This window comes from Comamonas sp. JNW (assembly GCF_003105075.1).
GTDB classification, from domain to species: domain Bacteria; phylum Pseudomonadota; class Gammaproteobacteria; order Burkholderiales; family Burkholderiaceae_C; genus Comamonas; species Comamonas squillarum.
This window is the reverse complement of record NZ_QETI01000025.1, coordinates 14,609-28,220: the sequence shown is the minus strand read 5'-3', so window position 1 is coordinate 28,220 and position 13,612 is coordinate 14,609. Positions and strand designations below refer to the sequence as shown.

Genomic DNA, 13,612 nt, shown 5'->3' with positions numbered 1-13,612 from the left:
TGAGCCCCCTGCCCGGCGCCAGCAGCGTGACCGCGCTGGTCAGTGCCGCCGGTGCGGTGGCCGGTGAAGGCGCCAGCAGCGGCTTTGCATTTATCGGTTTTCTGCCCACCAAGGCGCAGGAGCGCCAGCAGGCCGTCGCCCAACTGGCGCAAGACCCGCGCACCCTCGTGCTGCTGGAGGCCCCCCACCGCATTGCCGACCTGGCCCAGGCGCTGGCCGTGCTGCAGGAGCGGCCCGTGACCTTGGGCCGCGAGCTGACCAAGCAGTTTGAAGACATTGCCACCATGGCTGCGGCCGATGTGCCCGGCTGGCTGGCGGCCGACCCGCACCGCAGCAAGGGCGAGTTTGCACTGCTGCTGCACCCGCAGGCGGTGCAAACCGATGGCCTGGCCGATGCCCACCGCGTGCTGGCGCTGCTGCTGGCCGAGCTGCCGACCAAGACCGCCGTCAAGCTGGCCGCCGATATCACCGGCGCGCCACGCAATGCGCTGTACGACACGGCGCTGGCCTGGAAGCGCGATGCCGAGCAAGCCGACGACTGATCGCCCTTCAGGCGACCTTCAACCTTTAAAGCGCCTGGCCGTGCACCAGACCCGCCGCCACACCGCCGAACAGATCACCCTCGACCTGCGGGGTATCGGGAAAAGCCTGCGCCAGCGCCGCGCGCAGCGGCTGCAAGGCCGATGAACCGCCGGTCAGGTAGATCGCATCGATCTGCCCCTGCTGCAGGCCCGCAGCCTGCACACAATCGAGCGCGCACTGCGCCACCTGGGCCAGCAAGGCCTGCAGGCATTGCTGCAGATCGTCGGGCCAGACCTCGGGGCTCAGGCCCGGCTCCAGCCAATCGACTTCGAGCTTTTGCACGCGCTGGTGGTTGGACAGGCCGATCTTGGTTTCCTCGACCGCATTGGCCAGGCGGTGGCCCCAGTGCTCTTGCAAGAGCCGCACCAGCCGGTCATGCAGGGCCGTATCGCTGTAGCTGCTGCGCAGCGCCTGCACCTCGCGCTGGCGCTGCGGGCTGTACAGCCACTGGATCAGGTGCCAGGTGGAGAGGTCATGGAAGACCGCGCTGGGCACCTCGCGCCCGCTGGGCCCCACATGCTGCAGGCCCAACAGCGGCATGGCCGCCATCAGGCTCAGGCGCCGGTCAAAATCGGTGCCGCCAATGTGTACACCGGTGGTGGCCAGAATATCGCTGCTGCGCTCGGGCTTGTTGCGGCGCTCGGGGCCCAGGCGCACCACGGTGAAGTCCGAGGTACCGCCGCCGATGTCGACCACCAGCACCAGCGCCTCATTGGCAATGCGCTGCTCATAGTCCAGCGCTGCGGCAATCGGCTCCAGCTGGAAGCGCACGTCCTTGAAACCGGCTGCCTGCGCGGCATGCTGCAAGGCCGTTTGCGCCGCCTGGTCACGCCCCGCGTCCTCGTCAACAAAATGCACCGGCCGGCCCATGACGACGGTGCTGGGCAGATGGCCCATCTGGCGCTCGGCCGTAGCGGCCAGCTGCTGCACAAACAGCGCCACGATGTCCTGGTAGGCCACCAGCTTGCCGTGCACCACCGTTTTCTCCTGCATCAGCGCGCTGCCCAGCAGGCTTTTGAGCGAGCGCATCAGCCGCCCTTCAGTGCCTTCCAGATAGCGCGAGACGGCGTCGCGCCCATAGTGGGTGCTGTGGTCCTCGGTGTTGAAGAATACGGCTGTCGGCATGGCTTGCGCGGCGCCCTCGGCCTGCAACAGCGTCGAGGGGCCGGGCGCGGCCAGGTCGGGCTTGAACGCCATGGCCGAATTGGAGGTGCCGAAATCAATGCCCAGGATGGCGGATGCAGATGACATAAAGACCAGATCCGACGCGGGAATCGGACCAAAAAAGCAAGGCGGCCAGGTCTGCGCACAAGGCAGACAAGGCGCCGGTATAAAAAGGGAAAAGCCTCTGCACCCTTGCGGGAACAGAGGCCTCAATACGACTGGCCTGACACGGAGTCGGTGGACCCAGGCATGCGCTGCAAGCACCGGTAAACGGTCTTTACGCGCCGCGACCGGAAAATTATAGGGCAAGCGCATGCCGCGACCGCGGGCAAACCATAACCCCTTAAGAACCTGTTCAAAGTCTCCTCGCGCCGCGACAGTGTCTTTGCGGGATGGGATGCGAGGGGGACGCCCAGCCGCGCAACACCGCAGCAATAGCCCAGCTATTGCGAGGATTTGCAACGACGCAGACCGCCCCTGCCCGGGCGGCCCTCGCCGGGCGCCCCTTCCCGGGCAGCGCAAAGCCACTGTCCCTACGGGTTGGGGTGGAATCGGGCGATTTCTGCGCGCTGGCCCTTGCTTGCACTCCGGTGCAAGCTGCGTTCCATCCCTTCGAACTCATCCCGATTGCACTCCAACGCGGCTGCGTAGAGACTTAGAACAGGTTCTAATAGCCCTATACAAAGCCCATCGGCGTGCTGCTATGCTCTGCGCTCCCTGCACCACCGCTGGCAACGCCCATGCCCACCATGCAAGTCACCCATACCATCGCAGAACTCCGACAAGCCCTGGCCGAGCGCGGCCGGCCCGCCTTTGTGCCCACCATGGGCAATCTGCATGCAGGCCATATCTCGCTGGTGCATGAGGCCAAACGCCATGGCGCAGTGACGGTGGCGAGCATCTTTGTCAACCGCCTGCAGTTCCTGCCGACCGAAGATTTCGACAGCTATCCCCGCACCTGGGAGGGCGACTGCGCCCAGCTGCAGGCGGCCGGCTGCGACATCCTGTTTGCCCCGCGTGAGAAGGATCTGTACCCCGAGCCCCAGCTGTTCAAGGTGCAGCCGGACCCGGCACTGGCCGACATTCTGGAGGGCGAGTTCCGCCCCGGCTTTTTCACGGGGGTCTGCACCGTCGTGATGAAGCTGTTCAGCTGCGTATTCGCCAGCACAGGCGGGGGCGCGGCCATTTTTGGCTGGAAGGACTACCAGCAGCTGATGGTCATCCGCCGCATGGTGGCGCAGTTTGCGCTGCCCATCGAGATCATCGGCTGCCCCACCGCGCGCGCCGACGACGGCCTGGCACTGAGCTCGCGCAATGGCTACCTGAGCGCGGCCGAGCGCCAGCAGGCCATGGCCCTGTCCCAAGCATTGAAGGCGCTGGCCGCCGCCGCCCGCAACGTGCCCGCCAACCTGCCTGCGCTCGAAGCCCAGGCCATGCAGTCGCTGCGGGCCCTGGGCTGGGAGCCCGATTACCTGACCGTGCGCCAGCGCCACAACCTGCTGGCGCCCGCCGAAGGCGAGCTGGCCAGCGCGCCGCTGGTGGCGCTGGGCGCGGCACGCCTGGGCAGCACGCGGCTGATCGATAACCTGGAGTTTTAAGGCGCTGCGCCAGCCCCATCGCTGTGGCCCATGGGCCAGCAGCCCGGCCGGGGTCTGGCCAGCCAGAGTGTGATGGGCGCACCCAACCTTAAAACGCTCCACTTTTGATAGCAATCAAGAAAGCAGGCAGACGGCAGTGAAGGCTGCCTCTGGGCTGACAATTGTTTGCTGCATTCGCGCTGCAGTCGGGCAAAAACATACACGCCCAATCATCAATAGACAGTACATTGCCATTTAATTAATCAATACATTACCTGAATTGAAGGTCCATGCATGGCTTTGTCGAGTGCCTGCATCGGCCATTACACGCCTGGTTTATGATTCATATTGATACATATAGCATCTACTAGTTACATTACTGGATGAGGCTATGTGCTGCGTTTTGTGGCTGAGCAGATTCCATGGGAAGAGACATGACCAATCCATTGATGTTTTTCAGGCTGCTGCTGGCAGCTTTTTTGTTGTGCATGGGTGCGCAGCATGCGCTGGCACAACAGGTTTTGCTGCTGACCACCAACTCGGATCCCGCAGGTCCCAATCCTGAAGACGGGGATGCCATCGAGGCCTACCAAAATCTTGAGAATGAATTTACCAATGCGCTGCCCAGCTCTGGCCAACTGACACGCAGGTCCGTGCTGGGCAACGCCAATGCGATCTCTGCGGCAACCTTTACCGCCGCGTCTGGCTCAGCCTATGACATCGTGATTGTGGCGAGCACCTACCGGGCGGTTGACCCGAGCAACTGGGCCGTGCTGCAGACGGCGGTGGCCAATCGCTGGGCCAACTCCATCGTCTTCTTTGTCGATGGCTGCTGCGAGAACCGCAACGCCCAAAATGCCCAGCGAATGGTGGATACGCTCAATGCCGGCACCCAGTCCACGTTTAGCTTGGGCACCACTGTCAATGCATATGGCGCTTTCCCGTTGAACACGAATTCGCCCTATGCCGGCTCGTTCACGGCACTGAACCCTTTGCAGGGCGGCTACATCACCTACATCAACAACGTGCCGGCCAACAACGCGCTGTACGTTGCCGGAGCGCTGCCATCGGCAGGCACAACGCCAACGGACAATGTCTATGGGCTGCTGATTCCCACCGTGCAATCCAATGCCGGCCGAGGCGCTTGCGTGTTTGCCGTGGTCGACATCTCGATTTTCTACGGCCCACCCTGGACCACCAACCAAAGCAAGGTCGCGCCCGCCTTCCTCAATGCCGCTACCTCGGAAAGCGGCGCCTGCGGCCTGCCCAAGGTCAGCAAGCGCTTTGATAAAGCGGACCTCTTTCTGGGTGGCAGTGACAACACCACGCAGCTGACGATCACGCTGTCCAACAGCACGCCGCAGGCCATCGGCAACGTGACGCTGAGCGACACCCTGCCTGCCCCCCTGGTGGTGGCAACGGGCGCCGTGAGCAACACCTGCACGGCCAATAACTTCAGTGCGGTGCCGGGCTCGAACATCATCAGCGATAGCGGCTTTGGCATTCCTGGCGGCGGTTGCACCATCACCGTGCCCGTGCAATGGCCCAACACCGATGCCGGCCGCCAGGCCTGCATCAGCACCCCGTCGGTGACCAATACCATCACGCCGGGTACTGACTTTGTCTCGCCGACCGGCCAGGTCAATACGCCGGCGACTGCAAGCCTCGCCTGCCATGCCGCACAACTCGCCATCTCCAAGCAGGTGGTCTGGCCCGCCAACATCACGCCCGTGGATCTGACGGGCAGCAGCTTTCCCGTCTCGGTGGTCTGCACCGGCAGCGATGGCGTGGTCGCGCCAGCAATCAACACCTCGATCACGCTGGACACGGCCAGCACGGGCAGCGTCTCCATCACGCCGGTGATCGCCAGCGGCAGCTGCGTTGTGACCGAAGGCAGACGCCCCACACCGCCCGCCAACCATCTCTGGGTGGAAAACCCTGCGCCCAGTGTTTCCGTGGCGATGGCAGCACCGCCAGCGGCCAATAGCGCGCAGCTGGTCAACACCTTGGCGCGTGCCAACACCGACATCACGATCAGCAAGACCGTGGCCGGCGGCCCGGCAGCGGGTATCAGCGGCAGCTTCAGCTTCACCGCCAACTGTGGTGCAGACGGCAGCTTCACAACGGCAGTGGGCTTGAGCGGCAGCAACGCAGGCGCCATCGCCATCACCAACGTGCCCCAGGGCGCCAGCTGCACGGTGAGCGAAGCGCCCACCATGCCCGAGGCGCCAGCAGGCTACACCTGGAGCACCAGCCTGCCCGCGCCAGTGACGCTGGTCACCGCAGCCAATGGCAACACGGCCTCCTTCGTCAACACGCTGGTGCGCACGGCGCCTGCTGTGCCCGCTGCAGTGCCTGCGCTGGACACCATCAAGCTGCTGCTGATGGCCGTGGCGATGGCGCTGATGGGCATGCTGGTGCTGCGACGCGCGCAACGCCGCTGAGATGATGGCAGCGCGTGCCACTGACAGTGGTACAGCGCCCCACTATCAAAAAAAGGCCTGGGTTCGGCATGGTGCTGAACCCAGGCCTTGTGCCTTGGTGGCGGGACCCAACCCGGTGCTGCGCTGTCGCAGCGCGCCAGATCAGGCGCGGTTGCGAGCTGCGCGCAGGCTGGCAAAGCCTGCGACCAAGGCCGACAGCAGCAGCACGCCCCAAGGTGCATTGGCGGGAACCGGTGTTGGGGTGGATGGCGTGCTGGGCGCAGTGAAGGTCACGGTGGACACCTGCGGTGGGTTCAAGCCCGCCGATTCAATGTTGTCAGGCCCATTGGCATAGGCGCCAGCAGTGGCAGATGTGACGTTGACGGACACCGTGCAGGACTCCATCGCATCGGCCAGATTGCCGGTCACATCGATGCTGGTGGCACCGGCTGCTGCCGTCACGACGCCGCTGGGGCAGGTCGTAGCAGTTGCAGGTGTGGGCGCTACCACCAGGCCTGCAGGCAGGTTGTCGGTAAACGACCAGCCGGCCTTGGCGCCCAGCTCCGTCGTATTGGTGACCGTGAAGGTCAGCACGCTCACGCCGCCTACTGGCTGGGTCGCCGGGCTGAACGATTTGTCCAGGGTCGGGCTGACGTCCAGCAACTGGATATTGTCAAAGGCATGGTCATTACCGCCGCCACTGCCATTGGCATTGGTCATGCGGATGCCGACCGAGGCGCTGTTGACCAGTACACCGCCACTGGTATTGGTGCCCACCCGTGCACCTTGCCCCGCCGTCGCGGCGCCAGCAGCGCCCAGCGCTGGCATGTCCTGCAACGTGCCGCCACATCCATTGATCTGACCACCGGCAGCAACTGGGGTGCCGTCATCGAGCAAAGCAAACTGCAACTGCGGCGCGGGGGCCCGGTAGCAGTTGGCGGCAGCCACATCGATACCCACGGCGATAAAGCGGCTGGGGATCGGCAGCGTCAGGGGCGTCGCCGTTTCAAACTCCACATTGCCCGCGCCAGGATTGTTGGAGGTATAGGCCGACACGGCGAAATTGGTCGCGGGGGCGGCCTGGCCCTTGAAGGCGCCAAGCGCCTGTGCCAACTGCTGGGTGACATTCCAGGCCTCCTGGGTGCCACAGCTGGCCGTCTGGCCATCCGCTCCCGCAACCGGCTGGTCTGCCGATGACATCAGCCCATTGCAGCCTGTGAGCCATGACGGGGCGGCCGTATAGGTTTGGCCTATCACACCCACATAATCCGTCAGAATATCCCCGCTGGTGGCGGGTGGAATATTTTGAAAGTCTTCCGTGAATATTACGGGCGGCGCCTGCGGCACCCCTGGCACCGCATAACCAAATCCGATGCACCTAGCTACGGATAGGACAACATGGACAACCGCCCGATTAGCGGATTTTTCCGTTGCCTGGCGGCACGTAGCGCTGGCCTGGGAAGTAGACCCGTTCAATCTCGCGCAGCGAGCCCTCGCCCAGCGAGCGGATCTTGAGCAGTTCATGCGGGTAGGCCTGGCGCAGTTGCTCGGGGGTGGTGATGTCACCGCGCGCCAGTGCCCGGACAATGGCCACGGGCAGCGAGCCATTGAGGCAAGAGCCGGAGACAAAGGGCAGCTTGGGCCTCGAGTGCATGGGAACATAGGACTGGCCAGGCAAAAAGGCCTTTTCGATCTTGCGCAGCCGCAGCAGACCAATGCCCTTGATCGCGAGCAGCCCCAGCGGGTAGGCCTTGCGCACCGCCTCGACGCTATCGATGCCGTGGTGCACCAGAATCCGTACCAATGGCGCAGGCAGCTTCCCGTCTAGTGAAGTGGAGGGGTGGATCTCTGAACCATTTGCCATATTTATGAAATCATAATCATCTTTGCTTAATTGTGTTACTTATGGTTTTTCTTGATTTCATCGGCTCAAAGCGCTGCCCATCAAAAAACGTGGCCTCCACTTCGCGCAGCGCCTTGATACCAAAGCCCGTTATCTCCACCAGGCGCCGGGGATAGGCGGCGACCAGCTGCTGCACGGTCTTGATGCCATGCCGGCGCAGGGTGATCAATACGCGCCGGGACACCAGGCCTTCGAGTGAGGTGCCATCCAGATCTTCTGTCTCGATCGGTGCCAGCACAGGCACCTCATAGCGCCGCCCCGGAAAAAGCAGCGCCTCGATCTGCCGAAAACGCACGGGCCCCAGGTAGTGGATTTTCAGCAGCTTGGCCGGATACAGTGCGTCGACCTGGGCCAGCGTGGTGATGTCGTGCCTGGCCAGCAGCTTCCACAGATCTGGCGGCAGAAGATCCTGGAGCGGCTTATCAGGCCGGTCAGGCGGTGGGGATGGTGATGTAGTCATCTGTAACCATCGTAGCCCCTTGGCCTTGCAAAATATTACATGGGCGGCTGAAATTAGATTTGTTGACATGTCTTATACACAGAGCAGCATGTCCGCATGCCTTTTTTCCTGCCGCCATCGCTGTGGTTGGTGAGGCCCAGTGCCAACAACCGCCTCATTCGGAGGGCGTGGAGGGCTTAGCGCTTACCGCTGCCTTGCGGCGCCCCATGGCGCCTGGCCACCTTGGCCATGTACATCGCCCCCAGAACGCACAGGCTCAGCGCCGGCCAGCCCACCAGGTACAGGCCCCACAGACCTTCCACAAAGAACAGCACGCAAATGCCTATCTGTATCGCGCCCCACCGGCGGCGCACGGGGGCCGCCGCCACGCCGGGAGCAGGCCTTGCCGCGGTGGTGCCGGTCTGTATCGCACCGTCGCTGCCTGCCCTCCCATCGGCGGCTGGGCTATGTCGCTTCTGCGGCCGGACCTGCTGCATGGCGCTGACTTCCTTTCATTGGGTGGTGAATGCTCGGATGCCATGGATCCGGGTCTGCATCGCCGCATGGCAGCGCCCGGCGGCCGCACCATATATAGCGAAATTACATTGGATTCCACATATTGCATTCTGGCCCATTCCACACCGGCACACAACCATAACTGTTGGATTTGAACTAGACAGATATGATCAATAAGAAGCTTGCCGAGAAGCCCCTGGCCCAACTGCTGGGCCAGCGCATTGCCCAGCTGCGCAAGTCGCGCCAATGGACGCAGGCGCAACTGGCAGAGCGCCTGCAGGTGGAGCCCGAGACCATCAGCCGCTTTGAACGCGGGGCCTCCGTGCCCTCACTGCATACGCTCGAAAGCCTTGCCTCGGTACTGCGCGTGGGCATCGCCGATCTGCTCGCCCACAGCTCCACCGCCCCCGATGACCAGGCCATGCGGATCAGCGCCTGGCTCTCCGAGCTGGAACCGGCGGACCGCGCCTTTGTGACCGGTATCGTGCAGCAGCTTTGTGAGCGGCTGCGTTCACACAGTGCTTGATCTAGGCGTCTTGTCGACCGCAGGACTGCAGCGTGCTGCCCACGCCCCCGGTTCAACGCAAGGCCGCACTCGTTTGCCATAGATCCATCGCTCACCTTTTGAGCGCCTTTCCCAAGCCATATCCTCCCCACCTCTCCATGTCACGTTTTTCGTGACGACAGCTTACCACAAAGTCACGAGACTCGTGACATGCCTTCCTTACTTACGCCTACCTCGACCGTTCTAGGCCGCCGCATGCGAGCCCGACGCGAAGACTTGGGTTGGTCGCAAGAAAAAGTGGGCGTGTTGATTGGCATCGATGAATCCGCAAGCCGTGCGCGCATCAGCCGCTATGAGCTGGGCACGCATGAGCCACCCATCAAAACGGCACGTCTGATCGCCGATGCGCTGCAAGTGCCGCTGGCCTATCTGTACTGCGAGGATGATGACTCCGCTCAGCTGCTACTGGCCCTGGGAGCCATGAGCAAAACAAAGCGGGGCAAAGCGCTGGCACATTGGCTGAGTGAGATCGCCTGAATCCTTGAAGCCGAGACGGATAGATGAAGCGAATACCCCGCTTCAGCGTCCACACCTGCACGCCCTAGCCTTTAGCAAGAAACAAGCATGTCTGTCACCCCATGGCGACCACCCCAGCACATCAAAGTCAAAGCCCTTGGCCTGCACTGGCGCAATGGCCAATTGCTGGCGACCGAGGTCCTGGATGATGCGGGCCGCCTGACAGGGGTGCGCCCCCTTGGCGGCGGCGTGGAGTTTGGCGAGCGCTGGCAGGCAGCGCTGCAACGCGAGTTCCTGGAAGAGCTGGGCGTGGAAGCGCAAGTCCAGGGACCACCCATCGTGATGGAGAACCTCTACACGCACCACGGGGCGGTAGGCCACGAGGTGCTGTTTATCGCCAATGTCGTGTTTGATTCAGCGCCCTTTGCGCACCTGGACCACATCTGCTTTCACGAAGACAGCGGCACCCTGTGCACAGCGCGCTGGTTTGACCTGGCGGCGCTCGATGCCCCGGGCGGCCCGGCGCTCTACCCGGCAGGGCTCAAGCAAGTGCTGCTTGACCGAGCTGCCGGCACGGCGCCGCCCAGCCGCTGAGCCCGCACCAGACGCAAAAAAGCCCATCACAGAGGATGGGCTTGGGAATGCGTTTGGTGGCCTGGCGCGGAATCGAACCACGGACACGCGGATTTTCAATCCGCTGCTCTACCAACTGAGCTACCGGGCCAACACAAGCTAGCATTATAGCCTGCGCCGCGCGCCCGTTCGGAAATTTGGGGGAATTGCTGCACATGCGATGCATGTGCAGATACAAGAAAGCCTCTGCACCATCACTGGTGCAGAGGCTAGTTGTTTTGTGGTGGCCTGGCGCGGAATCGAACCACGGACACGCGGATTTTCAATCCGCTGCTCTACCAACTGAGCTACCGGGCCCACGAGTTGAATTATAGCCCGAAAAAAAGGGCGCTTTTTCAAAAAACTGAAATCAGTTCTTTTTATTGCGGCTCAGGTCCACGCCCAGCTGACGCAGCTTGCGGTAGAGGTGGGTGCGCTCCAGGCCGGTCTTCTCGGCCACGCGGGTCATCGAGCCGCCTTCGCGCGCCAGGTGAAATTCGAAGTAGGCCTTCTCGAAGCCATCCCGTGCCTCGCGCAGCGGCCGGTCCAGATCAAAGCCCTGGTGGGCATTGGGCGCGGCGTCCGCTGCAGCTGCGGTGGCCACGGTGGCAACCACCGGGGCGCTGTAGCCTGTGGGGGTCAAAGTGGGCACCACCTTGCCTGGCACCGCAGCCGCTGGCGCTGCCACGGGTGCGGGCACATTGCGCTGCAAGCCCTGCTCTACTGCCTTGAGCAGCTTTTGCATCGTGATGGGCTTTTCCAAAAAAGAGAACGCGCCAATGCGCGTTGCTTCGACGGCGGTATCAATGGTGGCGTGGCCACTCATCATGATCACGGGCATCGTGAGCAGGCCGGTCATTGACCACTCTTTGAGCAGCGACACACCATCGGTGTCGGGCATCCAGATGTCGAGCAGCACCAGGTCGTAGCCGCTTTCGTTGCGGGCCAAGCGCGCCTGTGTGGCGTTCTCCGCAACGTCCACGCTGTGGCCTTCATCGTTCAAGATCTCCGACAGGAGATCCCGAATTCCCAATTCGTCATCGACAACCAGAATATTTGCCATATTTTTTGAAAATCCAGTGCAGCAGGTGTGAGAGTTATTTCAAATCATCAACTCTTTTTCGATAGAGAATGATAACGACACTTGGGCACCTAAGATTTTTTCCCCCTCGACTCGATTAGAGATTTCTACGCGAGCGCCATGCTCGTCCGCAATTTTTTTGACGACGGCCAGGCCCAGGCCGGTACCTCGGGGCTTGGTCGTCACGTAGGGCTCAAATGCCTTTTGTAATATATGTTCTGGAAAACCGCAACCGCAGTCAGCAATTGTCAAACGCACGCGTTTGCTGTTGCCACTGAACCGGGTGGAGATCCGCACCGCCGGTGCTGATGCCTCCTTGCCCACCCAGGCCTGTTGCGTTGCATCCTGCGCATTTTGCAGCAAGTTATGGATGACCTGCCGCAACTGCTGCGCATCGCCCATGATACGTGGGGCCGCACTGTCCAGCTCCGCCTCCACCGGTACGACAGCATTTTCCGCGCCATATAAATGCAGCACGTCCATCACCAGCGCATTGAGGTCGATGGACTGCAGCTCGGCGGCCGGCAGGCGGGCGTAGTCGCGGAACTCGTTGACCAGGCGCTTCATCGCATCGACCTGGTCGACGATGGTGGTGACAGACTTTTTCAAAATCGCCTGGTCCTGGCCTTCGAGCTTGTTGCCCAGCTTGATCTCCAGCCGCTCGGCCGACAGCTGGATCGGTGTGAGCGGGTTCTTGATCTCATGGGCCAGACGCCTGGCCACCTCGCCCCAGGCCTGGGCGCGCTGCGCCGAGACGATTTCGGAGATGTCGTCAAACACCAGCAGGCGGCGGTTGTCGGGCAAGGTGGCACCGCGCGCCACCAGGTTGATGCTGTTCTGGTTGGGCAGCTGGCTGTCGCCATGGAGTTCATAGGGCTGCTGCCAGTGGTCCAGGTAGTGCTCGTCGGTCACATCGTGCAGGCGGGCAAACTGCCGGTCCACCTCTTGCGCAAAGGCCTGCAGGCCGGGCAGATCGCGCAGCGGGCGGCCTTCAAAGGCGGCCAGCGGCGCACGCAGAATGCGGGTGGCCCCGGGGTTGCTGGAGTGGATGACGCCCTGGGCATCAAGCACGATGACGCCGGCGGTAAGGTTGTCCAAAATGGTCTGCAGGCTCTGGCGCGCCTCATCGGTCTGGCGCATGCCGCGCTCGACCGCACGGCGCGCGTCGAGCAGCTGCTGGGTCATCTCGGCAAACGAGCGGGTCAGGCCGCTTAACTCGTCCTTGCTGGGCAGCACCGGTTTGGGTCGCAGATTGCCCGATGCCACCTCGCGCACGCCTTCGGCCAGCACCAAAAGCGGGCGCACCAGCTGGTTGCCCAGCAAGGCGGCCAGCACCACGGCGCCGAAAACGGCCAGGAACAGACTCAAGGTGAGCGTGCCGATGTACATGCGGCGCAGGCCGTCGCGCGCCAGCGCGCGTTCCTGGTACTCGCGGTTGGCCTCCTGCACCTTGAGGGCGTTGACCACCAAGGCCGCTGGCAGCGGCATGGTGGCCTGCAAAAAGCGGCCGTCGGGGATCACCCCCACATCGCCATTGGCGACCTGCACCAGGGTTTTGACGCGCACCTTGGACGGGTCGCCGGTGATGGCGCCGTTGATGTCGGCCACCTCTTCGAGGCCATCGATCTGATAGGCGCGCTGCTGCTGGGTGGCGGTGCGCAGCAACGCGGCCGAGGGCTTGTCGGGGTTGAGCACAAAGCGCGACTGGCCGGTGCTGGCAATGGCCTGGGAGCTGGCCGACCACAGCACCACATCATCGGCGCCGAGCTGGTCCTTGATGCGCTCGAGCACGAGGCCCGATGCGGCATCCGATATCTGGGACAGCTGGCTGCTGGCGGTGCGGGTGCGCTCGGCCATCGCCGTGGAGGTGGTGTCGAGCGTGATGCGCGCGAGGTTGACCCCGGCGTCCAGCGCGCCTTCGACCTTGACATCGAACCAGCTCTCGATCGAGCGCGAGACGAACTGGTAGGAGACGAAATAGATCACCACGCCGGGCAGCACGCCCACCAGCGCAAAGGTGGCAGCCAGCTTGAGCAGCAGCTTGCTGCCAAAGCGCCGGGCCACAAGGCGCCGCACCAGGATGACTACGCCCCACAGCACCACCATGCTCAGCACACAGGCCACGCCGATGTTCACGCCCAGCAGCACGCCGTAGTAGCGCTCGTACAGCACGCGGTTGTTGGTGGCGAAAGACAGCAGGAAGAGCAGCACCAGGCCGATGCCGATCATCGCCGACAGGCCAACGATCACCGACCAGCGCGCACGGCTGGGCGTGTAGGCCACGCGCATCGACG

The 13,612-nt window shown here is 63.0% G+C and carries 13 protein-coding genes and 2 tRNA genes; 6 read left to right on the top strand and 9 right to left on the bottom strand.

Going from position 1 to position 13,612, the window contains the following annotated elements:
• A partial coding sequence (locus DCO45_RS22035; protein WP_243419458.1) for an SAM-dependent methyltransferase occupies window positions 1-542 on the top strand: 542 nt, incomplete at its 5' end.
• 25 nt (window positions 543-567) lie between these two features.
• Here DCO45_RS22035 and DCO45_RS22030 read toward each other — a convergent pair.
• Window positions 568-1,833 (bottom strand): Hsp70 family protein, encoded by a 1,266-nt coding sequence (locus DCO45_RS22030; RefSeq protein ID WP_116927807.1) that lies wholly within the window; start codon window positions 1,831-1,833, stop codon window positions 568-570.
• A gap of 662 nt (window positions 1,834-2,495) precedes the next feature.
• Here DCO45_RS22030 and panC point away from each other — a divergent pair.
• A complete protein-coding gene (gene panC / locus DCO45_RS22025) occupies window positions 2,496-3,344 on the top strand; it encodes a pantoate--beta-alanine ligase (RefSeq protein ID WP_116927809.1) in 849 nt (282 codons plus the stop codon).
• Window positions 3,345-3,757: 413 nt separating this feature from the next.
• Window positions 3,758-5,767: a DUF5979 domain-containing protein gene (locus tag DCO45_RS22020; protein WP_133248235.1), complete on the top strand. Its 2,010-nt coding sequence runs from the start codon at window positions 3,758-3,760 to the stop codon at window positions 5,765-5,767.
• Window positions 5,768-5,908: 141 nt separating this feature from the next.
• Here the strand turns inward: DCO45_RS22020 and DCO45_RS22015 are convergent, their stop codons facing one another.
• The 4 genes from DCO45_RS22015 to DCO45_RS23095 form a co-directional block, all read right to left on the bottom strand.
• Window positions 5,909-6,946 (bottom strand): hypothetical protein, encoded by a 1,038-nt coding sequence (locus DCO45_RS22015; RefSeq protein WP_116927805.1) that lies wholly within the window; start codon window positions 6,944-6,946, stop codon window positions 5,909-5,911.
• Window positions 6,947-7,160: 214 nt separating this feature from the next.
• The gene (locus tag DCO45_RS22010; protein ID WP_133248234.1) at window positions 7,161-7,610 is read right to left on the bottom strand and encodes a hypothetical protein; all 450 of its coding nucleotides are present in this window, start codon (window positions 7,608-7,610) and stop codon (window positions 7,161-7,163) included.
• 16 nt (window positions 7,611-7,626) lie between these two features.
• A complete protein-coding gene (locus DCO45_RS22005; protein WP_116927803.1) occupies window positions 7,627-8,178 on the bottom strand; it encodes a DNA-directed RNA polymerase subunit alpha C-terminal domain-containing protein in 552 nt (183 codons plus the stop codon).
• A gap of 107 nt (window positions 8,179-8,285) precedes the next feature.
• Window positions 8,286-8,423, bottom strand: coding sequence for a hypothetical protein (locus tag DCO45_RS23095; protein WP_165841255.1), 138 nt, complete (start codon window positions 8,421-8,423; stop codon window positions 8,286-8,288).
• Between the two features lie 347 nt (window positions 8,424-8,770).
• On the opposite strand from DCO45_RS23095, the gene DCO45_RS21995 reads away from it, so the two are divergent.
• From DCO45_RS21995 to DCO45_RS21985, 3 genes are all read left to right on the top strand, one after another.
• Window positions 8,771-9,130, top strand: a complete 360-nt coding sequence (locus DCO45_RS21995; RefSeq protein WP_116927801.1) for a helix-turn-helix transcriptional regulator — start codon at window positions 8,771-8,773, stop codon at window positions 9,128-9,130.
• A gap of 234 nt (window positions 9,131-9,364) precedes the next feature.
• On the top strand, window positions 9,365-9,646 hold the full coding sequence (locus DCO45_RS21990) for a helix-turn-helix transcriptional regulator (RefSeq protein WP_232539467.1): 282 nt from the start codon (window positions 9,365-9,367) through the stop codon (window positions 9,644-9,646).
• Window positions 9,647-9,733: 87 nt separating this feature from the next.
• Complete coding sequence (locus tag DCO45_RS21985; protein WP_116927799.1) at window positions 9,734-10,219, top strand: NUDIX domain-containing protein; 486 nt, start codon at window positions 9,734-9,736, stop codon at window positions 10,217-10,219.
• A gap of 54 nt (window positions 10,220-10,273) precedes the next feature.
• On the opposite strand, the gene DCO45_RS21980 is transcribed toward DCO45_RS21985, so the two are convergent.
• The 4 genes from DCO45_RS21980 to DCO45_RS21965 all read right to left on the bottom strand — a co-directional run bounded on the left by DCO45_RS21980 (window position 10,274) and on the right by DCO45_RS21965 (window position 13,607).
• Window positions 10,274-10,349: transfer RNA gene (locus DCO45_RS21980), tRNA-Phe, on the bottom strand.
• A 130-nt stretch (window positions 10,350-10,479) separates the two neighbouring features.
• Window positions 10,480-10,555, bottom strand: a tRNA-Phe gene (locus tag DCO45_RS21975).
• A 52-nt stretch (window positions 10,556-10,607) separates the two neighbouring features.
• On the bottom strand, window positions 10,608-11,300 hold the full coding sequence (locus tag DCO45_RS21970) for a response regulator (protein WP_116927798.1): 693 nt from the start codon (window positions 11,298-11,300) through the stop codon (window positions 10,608-10,610).
• 39 nt (window positions 11,301-11,339) lie between these two features.
• Window positions 11,340-13,607, bottom strand: coding sequence for an ATP-binding protein (locus DCO45_RS21965; RefSeq protein ID WP_116927808.1), 2,268 nt, complete (start codon window positions 13,605-13,607; stop codon window positions 11,340-11,342).
• Window positions 13,608-13,612 lie beyond the last annotated feature (5 nt).